Source organism: Streptomyces parvus, from assembly GCF_014648875.1.
Lineage (GTDB): Bacteria > Actinomycetota > Actinomycetes > Streptomycetales > Streptomycetaceae > Streptomyces > Streptomyces parvus.
The window spans coordinates 581,219-605,109 of the sequence record NZ_BMRY01000002.1 but is presented as its reverse complement, the minus strand read 5'-3'; the positions used below and the strand labels follow the sequence as shown (position 1 = coordinate 605,109).

The 23,891-nt window shown below is 70.9% G+C and carries 20 protein-coding genes; 1 reads left to right on the top strand and 19 read right to left on the bottom strand.

Annotated features, from left to right (window positions below; translation table 11 throughout):
- Nucleotides 1–5: 5 nt before the first annotated feature.
- The 4 genes from IE140_RS08875 to IE140_RS08860 are packed head-to-tail and all read right to left on the bottom strand — an operon-like array spanning nt 6 to nt 2,806.
- A complete protein-coding gene (locus IE140_RS08875; protein ID WP_150194628.1) occupies nt 6–452 on the bottom strand; it encodes a GNAT family N-acetyltransferase in 447 nt (148 codons plus the stop codon).
- A gap of 38 nt (nt 453–490) precedes the next feature.
- Nucleotides 491–1,432 carry an RluA family pseudouridine synthase gene (locus tag IE140_RS08870; RefSeq protein WP_006123838.1) on the bottom strand — a complete coding sequence of 314 codons (942 nt, stop codon included), beginning with the start codon at nt 1,430–1,432 and terminating at the stop codon, nt 491–493.
- Nucleotides 1,433–1,475: 43 nt separating this feature from the next.
- The gene (lspA, locus tag IE140_RS08865) at nt 1,476–2,066 is read right to left on the bottom strand and encodes a signal peptidase II (RefSeq protein ID WP_093442785.1); all 591 of its coding nucleotides are present in this window, start codon (nt 2,064–2,066) and stop codon (nt 1,476–1,478) included.
- Nucleotides 2,067–2,125: 59 nt separating this feature from the next.
- Nucleotides 2,126–2,806, bottom strand: coding sequence for a TraR/DksA family transcriptional regulator (locus tag IE140_RS08860; protein ID WP_150194612.1), 681 nt, complete (start codon nt 2,804–2,806; stop codon nt 2,126–2,128).
- A gap of 564 nt (nt 2,807–3,370) precedes the next feature.
- On the opposite strand from IE140_RS08860, the gene ileS reads away from it, so the two are divergent.
- Nucleotides 3,371–6,514 carry an isoleucine--tRNA ligase gene (gene ileS, locus IE140_RS08855; protein ID WP_150194608.1) on the top strand — a complete coding sequence of 1,048 codons (3,144 nt, stop codon included), beginning with the start codon at nt 3,371–3,373 and terminating at the stop codon, nt 6,512–6,514.
- A 348-nt stretch (nt 6,515–6,862) separates the two neighbouring features.
- Here ileS and IE140_RS08850 read toward each other — a convergent pair whose 3' ends face one another.
- The 15 genes from IE140_RS08850 to ftsL form a co-directional block, all read right to left on the bottom strand.
- The gene (locus IE140_RS08850; protein WP_032780336.1) at nt 6,863–8,011 is read right to left on the bottom strand and encodes a DivIVA domain-containing protein; all 1,149 of its coding nucleotides are present in this window, start codon (nt 8,009–8,011) and stop codon (nt 6,863–6,865) included.
- A gap of 49 nt (nt 8,012–8,060) precedes the next feature.
- On the bottom strand, nt 8,061–8,345 hold the full coding sequence (locus IE140_RS08845; protein ID WP_006123846.1) for a YggT family protein: 285 nt from the start codon (nt 8,343–8,345) through the stop codon (nt 8,061–8,063).
- A 91-nt stretch (nt 8,346–8,436) separates the two neighbouring features.
- The gene (locus IE140_RS08840; protein WP_006123847.1) at nt 8,437–9,078 is read right to left on the bottom strand and encodes a cell division protein SepF; all 642 of its coding nucleotides are present in this window, start codon (nt 9,076–9,078) and stop codon (nt 8,437–8,439) included.
- Nucleotides 9,079–9,203: 125 nt separating this feature from the next.
- Nucleotides 9,204–9,923 (bottom strand): YggS family pyridoxal phosphate-dependent enzyme, encoded by a 720-nt coding sequence (locus tag IE140_RS08835; protein WP_150194606.1) that lies wholly within the window; start codon nt 9,921–9,923, stop codon nt 9,204–9,206.
- A gap of 3 nt (nt 9,924–9,926) precedes the next feature.
- Nucleotides 9,927–10,670, bottom strand: coding sequence for a peptidoglycan editing factor PgeF (pgeF, locus tag IE140_RS08830; RefSeq protein WP_150194604.1), 744 nt, complete (start codon nt 10,668–10,670; stop codon nt 9,927–9,929).
- Nucleotides 10,667–11,890: a cell division protein FtsZ gene (gene ftsZ, locus IE140_RS08825; protein ID WP_032761609.1), complete on the bottom strand. Its 1,224-nt coding sequence runs from the start codon at nt 11,888–11,890 to the stop codon at nt 10,667–10,669. The genes pgeF and ftsZ overlap by 4 nt, the downstream gene beginning before the upstream one ends.
- A 276-nt stretch (nt 11,891–12,166) precedes the next feature.
- Nucleotides 12,167–12,961 carry a cell division protein FtsQ/DivIB gene (locus IE140_RS08820; protein WP_150194602.1) on the bottom strand — a complete coding sequence of 265 codons (795 nt, stop codon included), beginning with the start codon at nt 12,959–12,961 and terminating at the stop codon, nt 12,167–12,169.
- Nucleotides 12,962–13,023: 62 nt separating this feature from the next.
- The gene (murG, locus tag IE140_RS08815) at nt 13,024–14,112 is read right to left on the bottom strand and encodes an undecaprenyldiphospho-muramoylpentapeptide beta-N-acetylglucosaminyltransferase (RefSeq protein ID WP_032761613.1); all 1,089 of its coding nucleotides are present in this window, start codon (nt 14,110–14,112) and stop codon (nt 13,024–13,026) included.
- 6 nt (nt 14,113–14,118) lie between these two features.
- Nucleotides 14,119–15,579, bottom strand: a complete 1,461-nt coding sequence (ftsW, locus tag IE140_RS08810; RefSeq protein WP_006123854.1) for a putative lipid II flippase FtsW — start codon at nt 15,577–15,579, stop codon at nt 14,119–14,121.
- Between the two features lie 63 nt (nt 15,580–15,642).
- Nucleotides 15,643–17,085 (bottom strand): UDP-N-acetylmuramoyl-L-alanine--D-glutamate ligase, encoded by a 1,443-nt coding sequence (gene murD / locus IE140_RS08805; protein ID WP_189460248.1) that lies wholly within the window; start codon nt 17,083–17,085, stop codon nt 15,643–15,645.
- A complete protein-coding gene (mraY, locus tag IE140_RS08800; RefSeq protein WP_032761615.1) occupies nt 17,067–18,137 on the bottom strand; it encodes a phospho-N-acetylmuramoyl-pentapeptide-transferase in 1,071 nt (356 codons plus the stop codon). Before mraY ends, murD begins: the two co-directional genes overlap by 19 nt.
- The gene (locus tag IE140_RS08795; protein WP_010057887.1) at nt 18,134–19,555 is read right to left on the bottom strand and encodes a UDP-N-acetylmuramoyl-tripeptide--D-alanyl-D-alanine ligase; all 1,422 of its coding nucleotides are present in this window, start codon (nt 19,553–19,555) and stop codon (nt 18,134–18,136) included. The genes mraY and IE140_RS08795 overlap by 4 nt, the downstream gene beginning before the upstream one ends.
- Nucleotides 19,556–19,559: 4 nt before the next feature.
- Nucleotides 19,560–21,275 (bottom strand): UDP-N-acetylmuramoyl-L-alanyl-D-glutamate--2,6-diaminopimelate ligase, encoded by a 1,716-nt coding sequence (locus IE140_RS08790; RefSeq protein WP_150197730.1) that lies wholly within the window; start codon nt 21,273–21,275, stop codon nt 19,560–19,562.
- A 40-nt stretch (nt 21,276–21,315) separates the two neighbouring features.
- A complete protein-coding gene (locus IE140_RS08785; RefSeq protein ID WP_189460244.1) occupies nt 21,316–23,304 on the bottom strand; it encodes a peptidoglycan D,D-transpeptidase FtsI family protein in 1,989 nt (662 codons plus the stop codon).
- A gap of 4 nt (nt 23,305–23,308) precedes the next feature.
- Entirely contained in the window at nt 23,309–23,875 is a 567-nt protein-coding gene (gene ftsL, locus IE140_RS08780) for a cell division protein FtsL (RefSeq protein ID WP_189460242.1), read from the bottom strand.
- Between the last annotated feature and the right edge of the window lie 16 nt (nt 23,876–23,891).

Here is a 23,891-nt window from a genome sequence, read left to right as displayed (position 1 = left end):
CGTGCTCAGGCCGGGCGGATCTCCCGCCGCATGGCCCGGTGCGGCATGCCCGCGTCGGGGAACTCGGGGCCGTACGCGACGTAACCGAGCCGCTCGTAGAAGCCGAGGGCGTGCGTCTGGGCGTGCAGGTCGACGGCGGCCAGGCCGAGCGCCCGCGCCTCCTCCTCGATGGCCCGGACGAGGGCCGCGCCGACGCCGAGGCCGCGGGCCTCGCGGCTCACGGCGAGCCGGCCCAGCGAGCCGACGGCAGGGTCGCCGCCGGTCTTCCCGGCCGCGTCGGCGCCGTGCAGCAGCCGTCCGGTGCCGAGGGCGGTGCCGTCCGCGGCGACGGCAAGGACATGCACGGCGGTCGCGTCGTAGGCGTCGTACTCCAGGTCCTCGGGCACGTTCTGCTCGCCGACGAAGACGTCCTTGCGGACCTGGAAGCAGGCCTGGAGGTCACTCTCCTCCATGGCCCGGCGCGTGCTGTACGGGGTGGTGGGCCCGGCGGTCACTGGCTCTCCGCGGAGATGGTGTCGAGGGCGTGCTGGAGGTCGGCCGGGTAGGTGGAGGAGAACTCCACCCAGCTCCCGTCGGCCGGGTGCTCGAAGCCCAGGCGGACGGCGTGCAGCCACTGCCGGGTCAGCCCCAGGCGCTTGGCCAGCGTCGGATCGGCGCCGTAGGTGAGGTCGCCGACGCAGGGGTGGCGGTGGGCGGACATGTGGACCCGGATCTGGTGGGTGCGGCCCGTCTCCAGCTTGATGTCGAGGAGGCTGGCGGCGCGGTAGGCCTCGATCAGGTCGTAGTGGGTCACCGACGGCTTGCCCTCGGCGGTGACCGCCCACTTGTAGTCGTGGTTGGGGTGGCGGCCGATGGGGGCGTCGATGGTGCCGCTCATCGGGTCCGGGTGGCCCTGGACGAGGGCGTGGTACCTCTTGTCGACGACCCGGTCGCGGAACTGGGCCTTGAGCAGGGTGTAGGCGCGCTCGGACTTGGCGACGACCATCAGGCCGGAGGTGCCGACGTCGAGGCGGTGCACGATGCCCTGGCGCTCGGCGGCGCCGGACGTCGAGATCCGGTAGCCGGCGGCGGCGAGGCCGCCGATGACGGTGGTGCCGGTCCAGCCGGGGCTGGGGTGGGCGGCGACGCCGACCGGCTTCATGATGACGACGATGTCGTCGTCGTCGTGGACGATCTCCATGCCCTCGACGGGCTCGGCGACGATCTGGACGGGAGCGGGCGCCCCCGGCATCTCGACCTCCAGCCAGGCACCGCCGTGGACCCGCTCGGACTTCCCGGCGACCGATCCGTCCACCTGGACCTTCCCGGCGGCGGCCAGCTCGGCGGCCTTGGTGCGGGAGAAACCGAACATCCGGGAGATGGCGGCGTCGACGCGCTCGCCCTCCAGGCCGTCGGGAACGGGCAGGGTGCGGATCTCGGGGTGCGTACTCACCAGTCGAGTATGCCTTGCGCGACCCGCTCCCCGTGCCGCCCGGTCAGTCCTTGTGGACGGTCCCGTCGGGGTCCAGGCCCTTGAAGGACAGGATCACGATGAGGATGCCGCCGCAGACGATGGCGGAGTCGGCGAGGTTGAAGACGGCGAAGTGCTTGGGGGCGATGAAGTCGACCACTGCGCCCTCGAAGACGCCGGGCGCCCGGAAGAGCCGGTCGGTGAGGTTGCCGAGCGCACCGCCCAGGAGAAGGCCCAGGGCGATGGCCCACGGCAGGCTGTAGAGCTTGCGGGCCAGCCGGACGATGACCACGATCACACCCGCGGCGATGATGGTGAAGATCACCGTGAACGCCTCGCCGAACCCGAACGCGGCGCCCGCGTTCCGGATCGCCCGGAACTGCAGCCAGTCGCCGATGACGTCGATCGGCGGCTGGTGCTCCAGCTTCGCGACCACGATCATCTTCGTGACCAGGTCGAGCAGATAGGCCACGACGGCCACGCTCAGGAGAACGAGGACCTTCCGCTTGCCCCGGCCGGCGTTGACGGCGGCGTCGGCGGCCGTGCTGCCGCCTTCGTCCGTGCCTTCGGCCTCGGGATTGTCCGGCGTACCGATGATGCGCTCCGCCTCTGCCACGTAAGTCCCTCAACCCTAGGTGCCTGCCTTCGGACGAGGGTACGACACACCTGTGCGGATCAGCCGCGCCGCTCCTGCTTCTGCTTGTCCTCGACGCACAGGGTGGCCCGGGGGAAGGCCTGCATGCGCGCCTTGCCGATCGGCTTGCCGCAGATCTCGCAGAGCCCGTACGTACCCGCCTCCAGCCGGGCGAGCGCCCGCTCGGTCTGCTCCAGCATCTCCTGGGCGTTGGCGGCCAGCGACAGCTCGTGCTCGCGGGTGATGTTCTTGGTGCCGGTGTCGGCCTCGTCGTCGCCCGCGCCGTCCCCGGAGTCCCGCATCAGTCCGGCGAGGGCCGCGCCGGAGGCCTCCAGCTCACTGCGGAGCCGCAGGATCTCGCTGGTCAGCAGAGTGCGGGCCTCGGTGACCTCCTCGGGCGTCCAGGGGTCCTCCCCGGGCCGGACGGCCAGCTCGTCCGGGGCGGCGGCACGGGCGGGCGGCACGGGGGCCGTGGCCTGTGCGCCTGCTGCGGGACGACTCGCGCTCTTCTTGGCTACCACCGTGGGGGCTCCCGTCTGCTCGGCGGCCCGGGCCGCCTCCGTGGCCGCCGGTGCGGCCTTTTTCGCGGTCTTCTTGGCGGTGCTCTTCTTGGCCGTGCTCTTCTTGGCGGCGGGCTTGTCGCCGGCCGCCGCCTTCTTGGCCGCGGTCTTCTTGGGGGCGGCCTTCTTCACCGTCTTCTTCGCTGCCTTCTTCGCCACCATGGCCGCGGCCCCTTCACATATGGTGATCTTGCTCGCGAATCGTGCTGGGACGATAAATCGACTCCAGCCCCGCGGCAACGGGGCACGCCGCCCTCTCGCCTCCCCCGTGTCCGGTCGTGGCGCGCGCCTGCCTCCGTTGTTCCCAGCTCCCCGCCCGGTAATCCGCCCCCGGGTCCCGCCGGGAAGTGCTTGTACCCCGTCCCGCCACTCGGGTCACGCCCCGGCGCCCCCGGTAAACCGGTCGGCCGTCGCCCGTACGGGCCCGTACACTGGCCTCAGCGAGAGGCATCGACGGGACGAGTAGCGCCGTACGCAGCCAGCAGCGACCCGGGGACGGTGGGAGCCCGGGGGCGAGCGCGATGTGAAGATCACCCCTGAGCCGCCGGAAGAACGCCCGGGACACGTGGGTTCCGCCCACGGGCACCAGGCCACTAGACCCGGCATCGCGACCCCAATGAGGGGGCCACGGGCTGCGCCCGGGGCCAAGGAGGGTGGTACCGCGGGAGCCGAGGCGCTCTCGTCCCTCCGACGGAAGTGGAAGACATCCGCCGGAGGAAGCCGCACATGACATCGCCGCAGTACCGCCAGGTACCCGCCCAGGTAGACCTGCCCGCGCTGGAGCACGCCGTGCTCGACTTCTGGCGGGACAACAAGGTCTTCGCCAAGAGCCTGGAGCAGTCCGAGGGCCGCCCCGAGTGGGTCTTCTACGAGGGCCCGCCCACCGCCAACGGCATGCCGGGCGCCCACCACATCGAGGCCCGCGTCTTCAAGGACGTCTTCCCCCGCTTCCGTACGATGCAGGGCTACCACGTCGGCCGGAAGGCCGGCTGGGACTGTCACGGCCTGCCCGTCGAACTCGCCGTGGAGAAGGAACTGGGCTTCAACGGCAAGAAGGACATCGAGGCGTTCGGCATCGCCGAGTTCAACGCCAAGTGCCGTGACTCGGTGACCCGGCACACCGACGCGTTCGCCGAGCTGACGACCCGCATGGGCTACTGGGTCGACCTGGACGACGCCTACCGCACGATGGACCCGGAGTACGTGGACTCCGTGTGGTGGTCGCTCAAGGAGATCTTCAACAAGGACCTGCTGGTCCAGGACCACCGGGTCGCCCCCTGGTGCCCCCGCTGCGGCACCGGCCTGTCCGACCACGAGCTGGCCCAGGGCTACGAGACGGTCGTCGACCCCTCGGTCTTCGTCCGCTTCCCCCTGACCTCCGGCCCGCTGGCCGGCGAGGCGGCGCTCCTGGTCTGGACGACCACGCCGTGGACGCTGGTCTCCAACACAGCGGTCGCCGCGCACCCCGAGGTCCGCTACGTCGTCGCGACGGACGGCGAGGAGAAGCTCGTCGTCGCCGAACCCCTGGTGGAGAAGGCGCTGGGCGAGGGCTGGGAGGTGACGGGCCAGTCGTTCACGGGCGCCGAGATGGAGCGCTGGACCTACGAACGCCCGTTCACCCTGGTCGACTTCCCGGCGGAGGCCCACTATGTGGTCAACGCCGAGTACGTCACCACCGAGGACGGTACGGGTCTGGTCCACCAGTCCCCCGCGTTCGGCGCCGACGACCTCCTGGTCTGCCGCTCCTACGGCCTCCCGGTGGTCAACCCGGTCCGCCCGGACGGCACGTTCGAGGAAGACCTCCCCCTGGTCGGCGGCGTCTTCTTCAAGAAGGCCGACGAAGCGCTCACCGCGGACCTGGACGAGCGCGGCAAGCTCTTCCGCCACGTCCCGTACGAGCACAGCTACCCGCACTGCTGGCGCTGCCACACGGCGCTGCTCTACTACGCGCAGCCGTCCTGGTACATCCGTACGACAGCGATCAAGGACCGCCTGCTCCAGGAGAACGAGAAGACCAACTGGTTCCCGGACTCGGTCAAGAACGGCCGCTTCGGCGACTGGCTGAACAACAACGTCGACTGGGCGCTGTCCCGTAACCGCTACTGGGGCACGCCGCTGCCGATCTGGCGCTGCGAGGACAACCACCTGACGTGCGTGGGCTCGCGAGCCGAGCTGAGCGAACTCACCGGCCGGGACCAGTCATCGCTCGACCCCCACCGCCCGTTCATCGACGAGATCACCTTCACCTGCACGCACGAGAACTGCCAGCTGGAGGCGTACCGCGTCCCGGAGGTCATCGACGCCTGGTACGACTCGGGTTCGATGCCGTTCGCGCAGTGGGGCTACCCGTACAAGAACAAGGAGATCTTCGAGAGCCGCTACCCGGCGCAGTTCATCTCGGAGGCCATCGACCAGACCCGCGGCTGGTTCTACACGATGATGGCGGTCGGCACGCTGGTCTTCGACAAGTCGTCGTACGAGAACGTGGTCTGCCTGGGCCACATCCTCGCCGAGGACGGCCGCAAGATGTCCAAGCACCTGGGCAACATCCTCCAGCCGATCCCGCTGATGGACCAGCACGGGGCGGACGCGGTGCGGTGGTTCATGGCGGCGGGCGGCTCCCCGTGGGCCGCACGCAGGGTGGGCCACGGAACGATCCAAGAGGTGGTCCGCAAGACGCTCCTGACGTACTGGAACACGGTGGCTTTCCAGGCCCTGTACGCCCGCACGTCGGGCTGGGCCCCGTCGGCGGCCGACCCGGCCCCGGCGGACCGCACGGTCCTGGACCGCTGGCTGCTGAGCGAACTCAACGCACTGGTCGACCAGATGACCGTCGCGATGGAGGGCTACGACACCCAGCGCGCCGGCAAGCTGCTCTCGGCGTTCGTGGACGACCTCTCCAACTGGTACGTGCGCCGCTCGCGCCGCCGCTTCTGGCAGGGCGACAAGTCGGCGCTGCGCACGCTGCACGAGGTCGTCGAGACGGTGACCCGGCTGATGGCCCCGCTGGTCCCGTTCATCACGGAGCGGGTCTGGCAGGACCTGATCGCCCCGGTCACACCGGACGCCCCGGAGTCGGTGCACCTGTCCTCGTGGCCCAAGGCGGAGGTTTCGGCGATCGACCCGGCCCTCTCCTCCCAGATGGCGCTGGTGCGCCGCCTGGTGGAGTTGGGCCGGGCGACGCGAGCCGAGTCGGGCGTGAAGACGCGCCAGCCGCTGTCCCGGGCCCTGGTGGCGGCGAACGGCTTCGAGTCCCTCTCCCCCGACCTTCGGGCGCAGATCACGGAAGAGCTGAACGTCACATCGCTGGCCTCGCTCTCCGAGGTTGGCGGCTCGCTGGTCGACACGACGGCGAAGGCGAACTTCCGGGCGCTGGGCAAGCGGTTCGGCAAGGGCGTGCAGGCGGTGGCCAAGGCGGTGGCGAACGCGGACGCGGCCGCGCTCTCCCTCGCCCTGCGCGAAGGCACGGCGTCGGTGGAGGTGGAGGGCGAGCAGATCACGCTCTCCCCCGACGAGGTGATCATCACGGAGACCCCGCGCGAGGGCTGGTCGGTCGCCTCGGACTCGGGCGCGACGGTGGCCCTGGACCTGGAGATCACCCCCGAGCTGCGCCGGGCGGGCCTGGCCCGTGACGCGATCCGCCTGATCCAGGAGGCCCGCAAGAACAGCGGCCTGGACGTGGCGGACCGCATCGCCGTCCGCTGGACGACGACGTCCGAGGCCACGAAGGAGGCCCTGACGGAGCACGCGCCCCTCATCTCGGAGGAGGTCCTGGCCGTGGACTACGCGGAGGGCGAGGCGGACGAGACGTACGGCACGTCGTTCGAGGACGAGGGACTGGCGCTGACGTTCCGCCTGCGCAAGCGGTAGCGGTAGCCCGCACGAAGGGGAAGGGCCCGCCGGAACGATTCCGGCGGGCCCTTCCGCGTTCCCGCTCAGGGGCTCCGCCCCCGAACCCCCGCGCCTCAATCGCCGGACGGGCTGGATTTACCCTCCCGCGCCCGAGAAGCCGAGGCCAGGCATATCCAGCCTCTCCGGCGTTTGAGGAGCGGGGTCCGGGGCGGAGCCCCGGTTTCGGGAAGGGGCGGGTAGGGGAGCAGGCCCGCCGCAGGCGCACCCCACCGGGCTCCCGCCCACGGCAAAGGGCCGGGCCCCGGGAAAACCCGGGGCCCGGCCCTCAGCCTGCCGACGGCTACGCGCTCAGCGAGCGCGCACCGCTCAGTTGTCGTCCTCGTCGATCAGGAACCCACGCATCGGCGACGGAGCCTGCTGCATCGGCTGCGGCGCCTGCGGCCGCACCGGCGCCATCGGCTGCGTCATGGCCGGCGACATCTGCTGCTGGCCACCGTAGGACGGTCCGCTGCCCATCGACTGACCGCCACCCATCTGCTGGCCGCCATGGCCACCGTGGTTGGAGCCGCCCATGGAGTGACCCATCGCACCCGCACCGGCCGGGGCCAGCGAGGGGGACGGCGGCAGCGAAGCGGCGGCCGGCGTCCGCGGCGGGGCGAGCGAGTCGTCCGCCTGGGTCTCCAGCTGACGCAGCTGGCTCTCCAGGTAGGACTTCAGCCGCGTGCGGTACTCGCGCTCGAAGCCACGCAGGTCCTCGACCTTGCGCTCCAGCGTCGCGCGGGCCGACTCCAGCGAGCCCATCGCCACGCGGTGCTTCTCCTGCGCGTCCCGCTCCAGGGCGTCGGCCTTGGCACGCGCGTCGCGCTCCAGACCCTCGGCGCGGCTGCGCGCCTCGCCGACGATCTTGTTGGCCTCGGAACGGGCCTCTGCGATCGCCTGGTCGGCGGTCTGCTGCGCGAGCGAGAGGACACGGGCGGCGCTGTCGCCACCGGGGCCCTGCCCCTGCTGCTGCATCTGCGGCGGCTGCATCTGCTGCATCTGCTGCTGGGGGTGCTGACCCATGGGGCCGCCCATCGGGCCACCCATGGGACCGCCCTGCATCGGGCCGGGGCCGTGCGGGCCCTGCGGACCGGGACCGTGGCCGCCCTGGGGGCCATGGCCGCTGGGACCTGCGGGCAGCTGCGGCGCGCCACCGGGCAGCTGGGGCGGACCCATCTGCGGGGGCTGCTGCTGCTGCGGCGGTCCAGATATGGCGGCGGGAACGGGCGCACCGGGGCGGTCCTGCTGCTCCGGGGGCTTGCGCATGCCCTGCTGCTGTTGCTGCTGCTGGTTCTGCGCGGCGGCGCGCGTCGCAGCGGCCAGTTTGGCGCGCAGGTCCTCGTTCTCACGGAGCAGACGGGTCAGCTCCGCTTCGACCTCGTCGAGAAAGGCATCGACCTCATCCTCGTCATAGCCTTCTCGGAGGCGGACGGTCGTGAACTGCTTGTTCCGCACGTCCTCGGGGGTCAACGGCATCTCTTCTTCACCTCTACGTAGTCGTCGGCAGTCGGCAAGACCGTATCGCTCACAACCTGACCACAACGCTGATCAGGATGTAGACGATGATCATCAGAACGAAGAAGGACAGGTCGAGTGCCACGCCCCCGAGACGCAGCGGCGGGATGAACCGCCGCAGAAGCTTGAGCGGTGGATCGGTGACAGTGTAGGTGGCCTCAAGTACGACCACCATCGCCTTGCCGGGTTGCCATGAACGTGCGAACTGGAAGACGTAGTCCATGACCAGCCGGAAGATCAGCACGATGAGGAAACACATCAGCGCGATATAGACCACATCCAGTGCGACGCCCATGTCTCGCGCTTCCCTCTCCCCTGGCTCTCGTCAGCTCCGGCCTCGCGGCCGGCACCGGCCTTGCGGCCGGGTCGTTCCCGGTGTCGTGTTCTCAGCTCTGGTTGAAGAATCCGCCCTCTGCGATGCGGGCCTTGTCCTCCGCCGTGACATCGACGTTAGCAGGCGACAACAGGAACACCTTCTGCGTCACGCGTTCAATGCTGCCATGGAGACCGAAGACGAGTCCTGCGGCAAAGTCGACAAGTCGCTTCGCGTCCGTATCGTCCATCTCCGTGAGATTCATGATCACCGGAGTGCCCTCACGGAAGTGTTCCCCGATGGTACGGGCCTCGTTGTAGGTCCTGGGGTGCAGCGTGGTGATGCGGTACGGCTCCCGCTCGGACACGACCTTGGGCATGATCACCGGTGCGTTCTTCTCCATGTTCGGGCGTTCAGGTGTGATGGATGCCACGGGTGCGATCCGGGCGGGTCGCACGCTTTCGGCGGGGAGCTGAACCGGCTCACGTTGGGCGGGCGGCTGCACTACTCGCACCGGTTCGTCCCTTTCGCGCTCCCGCTCACGGTCGCGCTCCCGGTCCCGGTCCACCTGGTGCGGGGGCTGGTGCCGCCGCCGGTCGCGCTCGGGCTCCGGCTCAGGTTCGAATTCGTCGTCGGGGTCGAACCCCGGACCGTCGTACCCATCGTCCTCCACGAGGCCGAGGTAGACCGCCATCTTGCGCATCGCGCCGGCCATGCTCCGAGTCCTCCGCTCTGTGGTGGATCGGCATTCGTCACCAAGTGCCAGCGATCCACTGTGGTCTGCCCGCTAGAAGTGGGAATGACCATATTTTCTGCTGTGGTCCGACTTGCTTCGCGACGTTACCCGAGCCGGGGTCGGACTCCGAGTACCGCCGTACCGACGCGTACATGTGTCGCTCCGGCCGCCACCGCGTCCTCCAGATCCCCGCTCATACCTGCGGAGACCATGTTCGCAGCCGGATGACCGGCGCGCAGGCGGGATGAGATTTCCATCAGCCGGTCGAACGCGGCCCGTTGCCGGCCGGCGTACTCCCCGGCCAGCGGCGCCACGGTCATCAGCCCGTCGAGCCGGAGCCCGGGAGCCGAGTCGATCGCGGCTGCCAACTCCTCGACCCCGTCCGGCGCGACACCGCCGCGCTCACCGCGCTCGCCGCTCTCCGCGTCCAGGGCGACCTGGATCAGACAGCCGAGCTCGCGCTCCCCGCGCACCGCGGCGGCGGAGAGAGCGGTGACCAGCTTGGCGCGGTCCACCGACTGCACCACATCGGCATAACTGGTCACAGAGCGAACCTTGTTCGTCTGCAATTGTCCGACAAAGTGCCATGTCAGCGAAAGATCCGCACAAGCGGTGGCTTTGGGGGCCGCGTCCTGGTCACGATTCTCCGCGACATGGCGCACACCGAGTTGACGCAGGATCCGCACATCGCTCGCGGGGTAGGTCTTGGTGACCACGATCAGGGTCACTTCCTCCCGCTTGCGCCCTGCGGCGGCACAGGCGGAGGCGATCCTTTCCTCCACCTGTGCGAGATTCGCCGCGAGTTGAGCCTTACGGTCCGTCATGCCCTATCCGTCCAACCAGACATATCCGGCGAGCCGCCCGGTGGTGCGGTCGCGACGGTACGAGAAGTGGTCGCCCGATTCACGGGTGCAGACCGGCGAACGGTGCCGGTCGGTCACTCCGAGAGCGGCGAGCTGGGCGTGCACTCCGCCGGTGACGTCCACCGCAGGCGTTCCCCAGCTGGTCTCGGACCAGGTGCCGGGAACGGCCTCGGCCACCTCGGCCCGCATCGCCTCCGGCACCTCGTAGCACCGTCCGCAGACGGCCGGTCCGGTGTGGGCGATGATCCGGGAGGGGTGTGCGCCGAGCGCGATCATGGTCTCGACCGCAGCCGGTACGACTCCGGCGACCAGCCCCGGCCGCCCGGCGTGCGCCGCCCCGACGACTCCGGCGACCGGGTCGGCGAGGAGAACGGGGGTGCAGTCCGCGGTGAGGACCGCGAGCGGCAGCCCGCGCCGGGCGGTCACCACCGCGTCGACGGCCGGAATCTCCGTGTCCGCACCCCAGGGTCCGTCCACCACCGCGACGTCCCGGCCGTGCACCTGGTTCATCCAGACGACGAGCGCCGGGTCGATGCCGAGGTCGCTCGCTGCACGCTCCCGGTTCGCGCCGACGGCGGCGGGGTCGTCTCCGACCGCGCCGCCGAGGTTGAGTTCGCCGTACGGAGCGGCGCTCACTCCGCCCCACCGGTCGGTGAAGGCGAAATGAGCGCTGCCCGTGACGGTTGCCGCCTGGTGCTGATCTATCACTTCAAGAAGTCCGGTACGTCCAGCTCTTCGGCCTGGGTGTCCTGGTAGGGACGGGCCGGCGGGACGTGCGGCGGGGAGACGGGCGGGAGCGCGCTCTCGCTCGAAGCCGACGCGGGGGCGGGCTCGGCCGGGGCCGGGCTCTCCTCGCGCGGAGGTACGGACCCGAGTCCGCCGGCCGGGCGCGCGGGCTCGGGGGCGGACCTGACCGGGGCGGCCGGTTCCTCGCGCTTGGTGCTGTTCGCGCCGAGGACGTTCTCCCGGCGGGCCGGCGGCTGTCCGCCGTCGAAGCCCGCGGCGATCACGGTGACCCGGACCTCGTCGCCCAGGGCGTCGTCGATGACGGCGCCGAAGATGATGTTGGCCTCGGGGTGGGCCGCCTCGCTCACCAGCTGGGCGGCCTCGTTGATCTCGAAGAGACCGAGGTCGCTGCCGCCGGAGATGGAGAGCAGGACGCCGCGGGCGCCGTCGATGGAGGCTTCCAGGAGAGGCGAGGAAATAGCCATCTCCGCCGCCGCCACCGCGCGGTCGTCGCCGCGCGCCGAGCCGATGCCCATGAGCGCCGATCCGGCCTCGGACATGACCGACTTGACGTCGGCGAAGTCGAGGTTGATCAGACCCGGCGTGGTGATGAGGTCGGTGATGCCCTGGACACCCGAGAGCAGCACCTGGTCGGCCGACTTGAACGCGTCGAGCACGCTGACCTGGCGGTCCGAGATGGACAGCAGGCGGTCGTTGGGGATGACGATGAGGGTGTCGACCTCTTCGCGGAGTTCGGCGATGCCGTCCTCCGCCTGGTTCGCGCGCCGCCGGCCCTCGAAGGTGAACGGGCGGGTGACCACGCCGATCGTCAGGGCGCCGAGCGAGCGGGCGATGTTGGCGACGACGGGTGCGCCGCCGGTGCCGGTGCCGCCGCCTTCTCCGGCGGTGACGAAGACCATGTCGGCCCCCTTGAGGACCTCCTCGATCTCCTCACGGTGGTCCTCTGCCGCCTTACGACCGACGGCCGGGTTCGCCCCGGCGCCGAGGCCCCGGGTGAGTTCGCGGCCGACGTCGAGCTTGACGTCGGCGTCGCTCATCAACAGGGCTTGTGCGTCCGTGTTGATCGCGATGAACTCGACGCCCTTGAGACCGACCTCGATCATTCGGTTGATGGCATTGACACCACCGCCGCCGACACCGATGACCTTGATGACTGCGAGGTAGTTCTGCGGTGCTGCCACGTCGAAGGCCTCTCGCCTCGAGTTACGTGTCGTCGCTCTGCGGTGGCCCCGCGGCGACGACTGATGTCGATGGGGACGGTCCGAACGCCGACCCAAACCCTAACGCTGAAGTTTAGGGTTACCAGTGTGTCTGCTTCCTGGACTCTTCCGAACAGGACACTAAGTCGACAAGTGGCGCACGTTCAACGAACACGCCGAACCTCCCGTTTTTCTTTTCACCCTATGTGATCACCCGTAGCGCTGACCAACCAGGGTGCTGGCCAGCACAAATGCCCGTCAACTCCCCGATACCGCCGGGGCGGTGGGAGCGCTTACGTCGAACTGTCCCGCTTTGGGCGCCGCCTTCATGAGCGCGGCGAGGATGAGCGCCTTCGCCGTGCCGTTCTCGCCGCTGCCCCAGATCACCTCGCGGTCCCGGGTGAGCTGCAGGGAGATCGCGTCGAACGAGGCGACCCGGACGACCTCGGTGTCCTTGGCGACGGCCGCCGGAAGGTCGCCGGCGACCCGGACCGCTTCCCGCAACAGACGGTCACTTCCGAAGCGGCGAAGGCTCGCGGACGGTTCGGGCTTCAGTTCCAGCAGGGGCACACCTCTCGGGGCCCTGTCCACGGTGGCGTAGCGCACGCCCTTGGCGTCCACTTCCACGAACTTCCCGCCCTTTTCGACCAGAACGACCGGCTTTCGCTCCGTCACCTTAAGGCTGATGCCGTCCGGCCAGGACCGAACGACATCAACTCTGTCGATACGAGGCAACTTCTGGCGCAACCGGCGTTCCATCGCGTCGGTGTCCACGGAGACCAGCGGGGCGCCGATCGGTGTCGCGGCAACCGCTTCCACTTCTTCGCGGGTCAGAACCTCGACGCCGCTCGTGGTGACCTTCTCGACGCGGAGCCAGGAGGAGCCGTAGAGCGCCCAGATCACGAACGCGGCGAGCAGGGCGGCCGCGGCGCCGATCAGGATCAGCAGCAGACGACGGCTGATCCGGGGCCCCTCGGGGCCGGTGTGCGGCGGGCGGGCGGAGGTGTCCGCCCGCCCGGGTGCGCCGCGCTGGGCGGTGGTCGGTCCGGCCACGCTCGCTCCTTCGCCGGACCCGGGACGCCCGCCCCGGGTCCGCACCGCATCGCGCCGTACGCCTAACGGCGCGCGGCAATCGCTTCGTACACCATGCCGACGAGCAGGTCGTCGGCGTCGCGCCGGCCGAACTCCGCGGCGGCACGGGACATTTCGTACAGCCGGTGGGGGTCCGACAGCACCGGCAGGACGTTGGACTGCACCCACTCCGGGGTGAGCGCCGCGTCGTCCACCAGCAGACCGCCGCCGGCGTTGACCACCGGCTGGGCGTTGAGCCGCTGTTCGCCGTTGCCGATGGGCAGCGGGACGTAGGCGGCGGGGAGCCCGACGGCGGAGAGTTCGGCGACGGTCATCGCGCCCGCGCGGCAGAGCATCATGTCGGCCGCGGCGTACGCGAGGTCCATCCTGTCCACGTACGGTACCGGGATGTACGGCGGCATCCCGGGCATGTTGTCGATTCGCGGCAATTCGTTCTTCGGGCCCACCACATGGAGGATCTGGATCCCTGAGCGCTGGAGCAGCGGCGCGACCCGCTGGACCACCTCGTTGAGATGGCGCGCGCCCTGCGAGCCGCCGGAGACCAGCAGCGTGGGCAGGTTGGGGTCGAGGCCGAAGGAGGCGCGGGCCTCCGGGCGGACCCGGGCGCGGTCCAGGGTGGCGATGGTGCGGCGCAGCGGGATGCCGATGTAGCGGGCGCCGCGCAGCTTGCTGTCCGGGGTGGAGACGGCGACCCCGTGGGCGTACCGCGAGCCGATCTTGTTGGCCAGGCCCGGGCGGGCGTTGGCCTCGTGGACCACGATCGGCACCCCGGCCCGCTTGGCGGCCAGGTAGCCGGGCAGGGCCACATAGCCGCCGAAGCCGACCACGCAGTCCGCCTTGGTGCGCTCCAGGACCTGCTCGGCGGCCTTGATCGTGCCGCGCAGCCGGCCCGGGACGGTGATCAGTTCGGGCGTGGGCTTACGGGGCAGCGGTACGGCGGGGATGAGCGCCAGCTCGTACCCCCGCTCGGGTACGAGCCTGGTCTCGAGGCCGCGTTCCGTGCCGAGGGCAGTGATTCCCACGGTCGGGTCCTGCCTGCGCAGGGCGTCTGCGAGGGCAAGCGCGGGCTCGATGTGTCCGGCGGTCCCCCCGCCGGCGAGTACGACATGCACCGAAATTCACCGCTCTCCGGACGAACGCTTCTTGACGCGCCGTCTCATCGTCTTCCATCTCACCCCGGGCCTCCGCATGGCCAGGGCCGCCTTCGCCGCGGGGTCCTCCCGTGCGAAGGCGATCATCAGCCCGACCGCGAACATCGTCGGCAGCAGGGCCGACCCCCCGTAGGAGAACAGCGGGAGCGGGACCCCGGCGATCGGCAACAGGCCGAGCACCGCACCGATGTTGATCACGGCCTGGGCCGTGATCCACGTGGTCACGCCTCCCGCGGCATACCTCACGAAGGGGTCCTCCGTGCGTCCGGCCACGCGGATACCCGCATAGCCTAGAGCCGCGAAGAGGGCGAGCACGGACAGCGTCCCCGCCAGACCCAGTTCCTCACCGGTGATCGCGAAGATGAAGTCGGTGTGGGGTTCCGGGAGTTGGCCCCATTTTTCCACACTCGCACCCAGCCCGGAACCGAACCATCCGCCGGACGCCAGAGCATAGATTCCGTGGGCGGCCTGCCAGCAGCCGCCCTCCGGATCGGGTTCGCTCACGCCCATGCAGGCGAGCCGGGACATCCGGTTGGGGCTGGTCCTGATCAGCAGGAACGCCAGGACGGCGGCGAAGCCGAGGACCCCGGCGAAGAGGCGGGTGGGGGCGCCGGCCAGCCAGAGCAGTCCGAACAGGATCGCCGTGAGAATGATCGCTGTTCCCATGTCGCCGCCGAGCATGATGAGCCCGAGCAGCATGAAGGCGACCGGGACGAGCGGCACGAGCATGTGCTTCCACTGCGTCAGCAACCGCTTGTCCTGCTTGCGGGCCAGCAGGTCCGCCCCCCACAGGATCAGCGCCAGTTTGCCGAACTCGCTGGGCTGGAGCTGGAACGGGCCACCCAGGTAGAGCCAGTTCTGGTTGCCGTTGACCGACATCCCTATCCCCGGCACCTGGACCAGGATCATCAGGAAGACGGTGACCATCAGTATCGGGTAGGCCAGTCCGCGGTGGAGTTTGACGGGCATCCTGGCGGCGATCAGCATCAGCCCGCCCCCGATGACGGCGGCGAGGAACTGCTTGCCGAAGAAGTACGTCGCGGGCTTGCTGATGTCCAGCGCCTTGATCATCGAGGCGGAGTACACCATCACCAGGCCCAGCACGGTGATCAGGAGGCTGGAGCCGAGGATCACGTAATAGGCGGTCAGGGGGCGGTCCCAGGCCCGCCGCGCACGCTCGTAGGCCCGGCGCGGTCCGCCGCCGCGCCCGGAGCGCGGGGTGCGGGAGCCGGACCCGCCACGTCCGGAGCCACCGCGTCCGGAGCCGCGCGGCGTCTCGGGCCGCCGGGCGCCGGTGGCGAGCCGGCCGCGCAGGGCGAGCCCGGGGGGCAGGGGTACGCCGGCGGGGGCGGGCGCCGCGGTGAGGGGTCGGGGTACCGAGGCCCGCGCGCTCTCCCGCCGTACGGCGAATCTCTCGTCGGCCGGCATTGTCGCTGTCCCCTCCACTGCTCGTGCCCGGGGCCCCTGACCCCGGGCGCGGAGCCCGGTCGGTCAGGCGCTCTCGTCGGCGCGTGCGCGGACCGCGTCCGCGAACGCCTCGCCCCGCTTGTTGTAGTTGGTGAACATGTCCATCGAGGCACAGGCCGGGGCCAGCAGTACCGTATCGCCCGGCCGGGCGAGCTCGGCGGCCCGCGCGACCGCTTCGGACATCGCCCCAGTGTCGGTCCGGTCGAGGTCGACCACCGGGACTTCCGGGGCGTGTCGCGTGAGGGCTTCGTGGATCAGCGCGCGGTCGGCGCCCATCAGCACGACGCCGCGCAGCCGCTTCGCCGCGCCGATGACCAGCTCGTCGAAGGTGGCGCCCTTGGCCAGGCCGCCCGCGATCCAGACGATGGAGTCGTAGGCGGCCAGCGAGGCCTCGGTGGCGTGGGTGTTGGTGGCCTTGGAGTCGTCCACGTAGGCGACTTCGCCGATGTCCGCCACGTGTTCGATGCGGTGGGCGTCCGGCCGGAACGCGCGCAGCCCGTCCCGTACGGCGGCCGGCTCCACGCCGAAGGCGCGGGCGAGGGCGGCGGCCGCGAGGGCGTTGGCGATGTTGTGCGGGGCGGGCGGGTCCACGTCGGAGACCTCGGCCAGTTCCTGCGCCTGCTTCTGGCGGTTGGCGACGAACGCCCGGTCGACGAGGATCCCGTCGACCACGCCGAGCTGCGAGGGGCCGGGGGCGCCGAGGGTGAAGCCGATGGCGCGGCAGCCCTCTTCGACGTCGGCCTCGCGGACCAGGTCCTCGGTGGCCGGGTCGGCCACGTTGTAGACGCAGGCCACGGTGTTGCCCTCGTAGACGCGGCCCTTGTCGGCGGCGTACGCCTCCATCGAGCCGTGCCAGTCGAGGTGGTCGGGGGCCAGGTTGAGGACGGCGGCGGAGTGGGCGCGCAGGGAGGGCGCCCAGTGCAGCTGGTAGCTGGAGAGTTCGACGGCGAGGACGTCGTACTCCGTATCGCCGAGCACCGCGTCCAGCAGCGATACGCCGATGTTGCCGACGGCCGCGGTGCGCAGGCCCACCGCCTCCAGGATGGAGGCCAGCATGCGCACGGTCGTGGTCTTGCCGTTGGTACCGGTGACCGCGAGCCAGGGCGCGGCCTTCCTGCCGTTGTCGCCGCGCAGGCGCCAGGCCAGTTCGACGTCGCCCCAGACCGGGACGCCCGCCTCGGCGGCAGCCAGGAAGAGCGGCTTGTCCGGCTGCCAGCCGGGGGCGGTGACGACGAGTTCCGTGGACGGCGGCAGGGTCGCGCCGTCGCCGAGGCGCACGGCGATGCCGAGCGCCTCCAGTTCGGCCGCCTGCGCGCGGGCGCGTTCGTCGTCGCCGTCGTTGACGACGGTGACGAGCGCGCCGCGCTCGTGCAGGGCGCGGGCGGCGGGGATTCCGCTGACGCCGAGCCCGGCGACGGTGACGTACTTGCCCTGCCAGTCCACGGTGCTCACTTCTTGGCTGCCCATCCCGCGTAGAAGAGGCCGAGTCCGACGATCACGCACATGCCCTGGATGATCCAGAACCGGACCACGACCAGGACTTCGGACCAGCCCTTGAGTTCGAAGTGGTGCTGGAGCGGCGCCATGCGGAACACGCGCTTGCCGGTCATCTTGAACGAACCGACCTGGATGACCACGGACATGGTGATCATCACGAAGAGGCCGCCGAGGATGGCGAGCAGGAACTCGGTGCGCGACAGGATCGCGAGGCCCGCGAGCGCGCCGCCGAGGGCGAGCGAACCGGTGTCGCCCATGAAGATCTTGGCGGGTGAGGTGTTCCACCACAGGAAGCCGAAGCAGGCGCCCATCAGGGCCGCTGCGACGACGGCGAGGTCGAGCGGGTCGCGGACCTCGAAACAGGCGCTGGGGTTGGTCAGGTTGTCCGCGTTGGCGCAGGACTCCTGGAACTGCCAGAGGCCGATGAAGGTGTAGGCGCCGAAGACCATCACCGAGGCGCCGGTGGCCAGACCGTCGAGGCCGTCGGTGAGGTTCACGCCGTTGGACATGGCGAGGATCATGAACAGCGCCCAGACGCAGAACAGCACCGGGCCGATCGACCAGCCGAAGTCCTCGACGAACGAGAGCCGGGTGGAGGCCGGGGTCTGGTTCATGGAGTTGGGGAACTGGAGCGAGAGCACCGCGAACGCGATGCCGACGATCAGCTGTCCGGCCATCTTCGCCTTGGCCCGCAGACCCAGCGAACGCTGCTTGACGATCTTGATGTAGTCGTCGAGGAAGCCGACGAGGCCCATGCCCGCCATGAGGAAGAGCACGAGGACACCGGAGTAGCGGATGTCCTCACCCGTGATGATCTTCGCGAGGAGGTACGCGATGATCGTCGCCAGGATGAAGGCGATGCCGCCCATCGTGGGCGTGCCCTTCTTGCTGCCGTGGGTGCGCGGGCCGTCGTCCCGGATGAACTGCCCGTAGCCCTTGCGGGCCAGCAGCTTGATCAGCAGCGGGGTACCGACCAGGGTCAGGAAGAGCCCGATGGCCCCCGCGAAGAGGATCTGCCTCATCGGCCGGCGACCTCGCCCTCGGTCGAGTTCTCCAGCAGTGCCTGGGCGACCTTCTCCAGGCCGACCGACCGGGACGCCTTCACCAGCACGACGTCTCCCGGGCGCAGTTCACTGCGCAACAGGTCGACGGCCGCCTGCGCGTCGGACACGTGCACCGACTCCTCACCCCACGAACCCTCGTTATATGCGCCCAGTTGCAGCCAGGAGGCTTCTGTCCCCCCGACAGCGACGAGCTTGCTGACGTTGAGCCGGACGGCGAGCCGTCCGACCGCGTCGTGCTCGGCGAGCGACGCGTCACCGAGCTCGGCCATCTGACCGAGCACCGCCCAGGTGCGCCCCCCGTCGGCCCCTCGGGCCTGGCCCATGGCGGCCAGCGCACGCAGTGCGGCTCTCATGGATTCGGGGTTCGCGTTGTAGGCGTCGTTGACAACCGTCACACCGTCCCCGCGCTCGGTGACCTCCATGCGCCAGCGGGAGAGGGTGCCCGCCTCCGAGAGCGCATCGGCGATCTCGGTCACGGACATGCCCAACTCATGGGCGACGGCGGCCGCGGCGAGCGCGTTCGACACGTGGTGCTCACCGTACAGGCGCATGGTCACGTCGCTGCACCCGGTGGGTGTGTGGAGCTCGAACGCGGGCCGCCCGTCGGGGGTCATCCGGACCTTCTCGCCCCGTACGTCCGCTTCGGGGGCTTCTCCGAAGAGCAGGACGCGGGCCTTGGTGCGCGAGGCCATGGCGCGGACGAGCGGGTCGTCGGCGTTGAGCACGGCGCAGCCGTCCTCGGGCAGGCCCTCGACCATCTCGCCCTTGGCCTGGGCGATGGCCTCCCGGCTGCCGAACTCGCCGAGGTGGGCGGAGCCGACGTTGAGGACCAGGCCGATCCGGGGCGGGGTCAGCTCGGTGAGGTAGCGGATGTGGCCGATGCCGCGGGCGCCCATCTCCAGGACCAGGTGCTCGGTCTCGGCGGTGGCGCTCAGCGCGGTGAGCGGCAGCCCGATCTCGTTGTTGAGGGAGCCGGGCGTCCAGACGGTCGGGCCGTGGCGCTGGAGGAGCTGCGCGATCAGGTCCTTGGTGGACGTCTTGCCCGCCGAGCCGGTGAGGGCGACGACGCTGGTGCCGAGGCGTTCCACGGCGGCCCGGGCGAGGGCTCCGAGCGCGCCGACGACATCGTCCACGACGATCGCCGGAACGCCGACGGGGCGGGCCGCCAGCACGGCTGCCGCGCCCGCCTCGACGGCGCGCTGGGCGTAGTCGTGGCCGTCGACCCGCTCGCCGGCGAACGCGGCGAACAGGCTGCCGGGCGCGACCTCGCGGGAGTCGATGACGACGGGTCCGGTCACGGTGACTGCCGGGTCCGGTATGTCGTGCGGCTGCCCGCCGACGATTTCGGCGATCTCGGCGAGGGAAAGGGTGATCACTTGGTCATCCCTGACTGTTGTTCTCGTGGTGAGGGGCACGGTCGGCGCCGGGGTGCGCCAGGGACCGTTCGATGGCTGCGTGCAGGACCTTGCGGTCGTCGAAGGCGCGGACCACTCCGTGGACGTCCTGGCCCTGCTCGTGGCCCTTGCCCGCCACCAGGACGGTGTCGCCCGGCTCGGCGCGGGCGACGGCGGCGGCGATGGCGGCGGCCCGGTCGGCGTCGACGAGCACGTCGCCGCGTTCGTGGACGGGGACCTCGGCGGCGCCGGAGAGCATCGCGGCGAGGATCGCGAGGGGGTCCTCGGAGCGGGGGTTGTCGGAGGTCAGTACGGCGGTGTCGGCGAGCCGGGCCGCGGCGGCGCCCATCGGGCCGCGTTTGGTGGTGTCGCGGTCGCCGCCGCAGCCGAGGACGATGTGCACCTTGCCCTCGGTGACCTTGCGCAGGGAGCGCAGGACGGACTCGACGGCATCGGTCTTGTGCGCGTAGTCGACGACGGCGAGGTAGGGCTGTCCGGCGTCCACCCGCTCCAGCCGGCCCGGGACCCCGGGGACGGCGGCGACGCCGTCGGCGGCGATCTGCGGGTCGACGCCCGCGACGGCCAGCGTGACGATCGCGGCGAGGGTGTTGGCGACGTTGAACGGGCCGGGCAGCGGGGCGCGGGCGGTGATCCGCTCGCCCTTGGGGCCGACGGCGGTGAAGGTGCTGTCCTGCGGTCCGACCTCGACGTCCTCGGCGTGCCAGTCGGCGTCCGGGTGGCCCTCGGCGGAGAAGGTCGTGACGGGGACGCCGGACTCGGTGATGAGCCTGCGGCCGTACTCGTCGTCGAAGTTGACCACGCCGCGGTGGCTGCGCTCGGGGGTGAAGAGCTGGGCCTTGGCCTGGAAGTAGTCCTCCATGCCGGAGTGGAACTCCATGTGCTCCGGGCTGAGGTTGTTGAAGACGGCGACGTCGAAGACACAGCCGTCGACCCGGCCGAGCACCAGGGCGTGGCTGGAGACCTCCATCGCGACGGCCTCGACACCGCGTTCGCGCATGACGGCGAAGAGGGCCTGGAGGTCGGTGGCTTCGGGGGTGGTGCGCTCGGACTTGATGCGCTCGTCGCCGATCCGCATCTCGACGGTGCCGATCAGCCCGGTGGGGCGTCCGGCGGCGCGCAGTCCGCCCTCGACGAGGTACGCAGTGGTGGTCTTGCCGGAGGTTCCGGTGATGCCGATCTGGAGCAGGCCGATGCCGGGCCGCCCGTAGATGTCGGCGGCCAGCTCGCCCATCACGGCCCGCGGGTTCTCGGTGACCAGGACCGGGAGGCCGGTGGCGGCGGCGCGATCGCCGCCTGCGGGGTCGGTGAGGACGGCCACGGCGCCCAGGCCCGCGGCCTGGGCCGCGAAGTCGGCGCCGTGCATACGGGCGCCGGGCAGGGCCGCGTACACGTCTCCGGGTCGCACGGCCCGTGAGTCGTGCGTGATGCCGGTGACGTCGCCGCTCCCGGCGGTCTCGACGCCGAGCCGGTCGGCCAGCTCGCCGAGGGGGGTGGGCCGGAGCCGGTCCGGTCGGGGCGCTCCCGGGTAGGTCACAGGCGCGTCCTTCTGAGAGGTTTGGGACTGATCAGCGTGGGGCACGGCGGTGAGCGTACCGGGCCGGTGCGGGCTCTCGCGAAGCGAGGGACCCTGGTTCCGGCGGTTCTCGTTCCGGTTCCCGGGGTCGGGGGTGATCGTTGTCACTGAGGGTTCCCTTGGAGGAGATGCTCGCGCATCCCCGTGTTCACTCGCCGGGTTTGAAGGACACCGGCAGCCGGGGCGGCTCGCTGCCGGACGGTGGGGTCTGGAGCGTCTTGAGCGCGAACTCCATGACCTTCTTGTAGATCGGGCCGCAGATCTGGCCGCCGAAGTAGCTTCCCTTGGTGGGGTTCTGGATCGCGCAGTAGACGGTGACCTGCGGGTTGTCGGCGGGGGCGAAGCCCGCGAAGGAGGCGGTGTAGCCCTTGTAGACGCCGCGTTCGGGGTCGACCCGGTTGGCGGTCCCGGTCTTGCCCGCGACCCGGTAGCCGGGGATGGCGGCCTTGGTTCCGGTCCCCTCGCTGTCGTCGACGACGGACTCCAGCATGGTCGCCAGGGTCTTGGCGGTCTTCTCGCTGACCACCCGGTTCTCCTCGGGGGCCTCGGCCGGGGTGAACCGGCCGTCGGCCCCCTTGGTTCCGCGTACGAGGGTGGGGGCGACCCGTACGCCTCCGTTGGCGACCGTGGAGTATACGGAGGCGGCCTGGACGGCGTTGATGGAGAGGCCCTGGCCGAAGGGGATCGTGTACTGCTGCGAGGTCGACCAGTCCTTCGGGTGGGCCAGCAGGCCGGGTGACTCGCCGGGGTAGCCGAGCCCGGTCTTCTTGCCGAGGCCGAACTTCCGCAGGTAGTCGTAGAGGACCTGGTTCGACTCGGCCTGGGTCCTGCCGAGCTGACCGGTCGCCAGGATGGTGCCGATGTTGCTGGACTTGGCGAGGACCCCGTTGAGCGTGAGGTACCAGGTGGGGTGGTCGACGTCGTCCTTGAAGAGCCGGTCACCCCGGTGCAGCCGGTTGGGGACGGTGACATGGGTGCCGGGGGTCGCGGCCCCCTCCTCCAGCACGGCCGCGATCGACATGACCTTGCTGGTGGAGCCGGGCTCGTACACGTCCTGGAGGGCCGCGTTGCCGAGCTGGGCCGAGGTGGCCTGGGAGAGGTCGTTGGGGTCGTAGCCGGGTGAGTTGGCCATGGCCAGCAGCTCGCCGGTCCGCGTGTTCTGCACGATGACGTAGCCGCGGTCGGCCTTGGACTCGGCGACCTGGTCGCTGATGGCCTTCTGCGCGGCCCACTGGATATCGCGGTCGATGGTCAGCTCGATGTCGGAGCCGGGCACGGCCGGGATCTCGCTGCCGCCCGCGGTGGGGACCCGACGGCCGCCGGCCTGGGCGTAGCGGATCTTGCCGTCCTCGCCCGCGAGTTCCTTGTTCAGCTGCGATTCGAGGCCGCCGCCGCCCTTGCCGTCGGCGCTGACGAAGCCCAGTATCCCGGCGGCGAGATCCCCGTTGGGGTAGACCCGCTTGGTGGTCGGCTCCTGGAGGACACCGGCCAGGACGTTGGCTCCCGGCCCGCCCTTCAGCTTGTCCTCGGACGCCTTCTCGGCGAAGACGGCCTTGAGGTCCTTGATCTGCTTCCAGACCTGGGGGGTCTGCCGGTAGGCGAGGACGGTGTAGCGGCTCTTGGGCGCCGAGAGCTTCTCGACCAGCTCGTCGACGTCCTTGCCGAGGATCGGGGCGAGCAGCGCCGCGGCCTGCTGCGGGGCATCGGGCGCCTTGCTCTCCTCGGGTGTGAAGAGCTTGGGGTCGGCCGTGATGTTGTGCGCGTCCACGCTGGTGGCGAGCGCGACGCCGTTGCGGTCGGTGATCTCGCCGCGCTCGGCGGCGACCGTGTACTCCTGGTAGCGGTTCTTCTCGGCCTTGGCCGCGTACGCGCTGGCGTCGACGGCCTGGACCTGGAGCAGCCGGGCCACGAAGGCCAGCATGACCAGCGTCAGCCCGAGGCTGACGAGCCGCAGCCGGGGACGCGGGCTGCCGAGGCGCAGGGAGCGGGGTGCGGTGCCGCGCCGGGTGGTGCTCCCCGGGGCGGGGCGGGGGCGGCGGGCCGGTGGGCGCGCGCCGGGGCGGCCGGATCCGGATGCCCCGTTACGGGGGCGGGCCGGACCGGGTACGCGGCGGCGCGGCGGTTCCTTGGGCGGCACTGCGTCACCTGCCGGGGCTCGTCGGGGGCGGGCTGTTCTCCGCCGCGGGGTCGGGCTGGGGCACGGATGCGGAGGGCGAGGGGGAGCCGGAGGGGCCGGCCGACGTACCGGAGGCGGGGGGTCCGGCCGCCGGGGCGTCGGCGTCGGGTGAGGCGGTGGGGCTCGGGGTGGGGCTGGGGCTGGGGCTCGGGCTGGGCGGGGCGGTCGCCTCCGTCGGCCTGCCGCGGACCGTGCCGTCGGGGTTCAGGAAGGCGGGGCTGCCGCCGGGGACCATGCCCAGCTCCCGGGCGCGCTTCTCCAGGGCGTCGGGCTGGGACCGGCTGTCGACGTCGCGCTGGAGGGCCTGCTGCTCGTCGGTGAGCTCGGTGGTGTCCCGCTTCAGCTCGCTGAGCCGGAACGATCCCTCGTTGAGGGCGGAGTTCAGCAGGAGCAGGGTGATGAGTCCGCCGCCCAGGAGCAGGACGACCAGCAGGACGAAGGGGGTGCGGGCCGCGGTGCTGGGCCCGGTGGACGGCATCAGCCGGGCGAGCCGGGCGGCCCGCCCCTTCAGCGGTGCGGCCGGTTTGCTCACCCCGCGACTCCCCCGC

What these genes read in the sequence shown, in the direction of transcription:
- IE140_RS08875 (WP_150194628.1), bottom strand. Translation starts at nt 452, where the DNA reads ATGGAGGAGAGTGACCTCCAGGCCTGCTTCCAGGTCCGCAAGGACGTC.
- IE140_RS08860 (WP_150194612.1), bottom strand. Translation starts at nt 2,806, where the DNA reads ATGGTGGCGAAGAAGGCAGCGAAGAAGACGGTGAAGAAGGCCGCCCCC.
- ileS (WP_150194608.1), top strand. Translation starts at nt 3,371, where the DNA reads ATGACATCGCCGCAGTACCGCCAGGTACCCGCCCAGGTAGACCTGCCC.
- IE140_RS08850 (WP_032780336.1), bottom strand. Translation starts at nt 8,011, where the DNA reads ATGCCGTTGACCCCCGAGGACGTGCGGAACAAGCAGTTCACGACCGTC.
- IE140_RS08845 (WP_006123846.1), bottom strand. Translation starts at nt 8,345, where the DNA reads ATGGGCGTCGCACTGGATGTGGTCTATATCGCGCTGATGTGTTTCCTC.
- IE140_RS08840 (WP_006123847.1), bottom strand. Translation starts at nt 9,078, where the DNA reads ATGGCCGGCGCGATGCGCAAGATGGCGGTCTACCTCGGCCTCGTGGAG.
- IE140_RS08835 (WP_150194606.1), bottom strand. Translation starts at nt 9,923, where the DNA reads ATGACGGACCGTAAGGCTCAACTCGCGGCGAATCTCGCACAGGTGGAG.
- ftsW (WP_006123854.1), bottom strand. Translation starts at nt 15,579, where the DNA reads ATGCCGGCCGACGAGAGATTCGCCGTACGGCGGGAGAGCGCGCGGGCC.
- murD (WP_189460248.1), bottom strand. Translation starts at nt 17,085, where the DNA reads ATGGGCAGCCAAGAAGTGAGCACCGTGGACTGGCAGGGCAAGTACGTC.
- mraY (WP_032761615.1), bottom strand. Translation starts at nt 18,137, where the DNA reads ATGAGGCAGATCCTCTTCGCGGGGGCCATCGGGCTCTTCCTGACCCTG.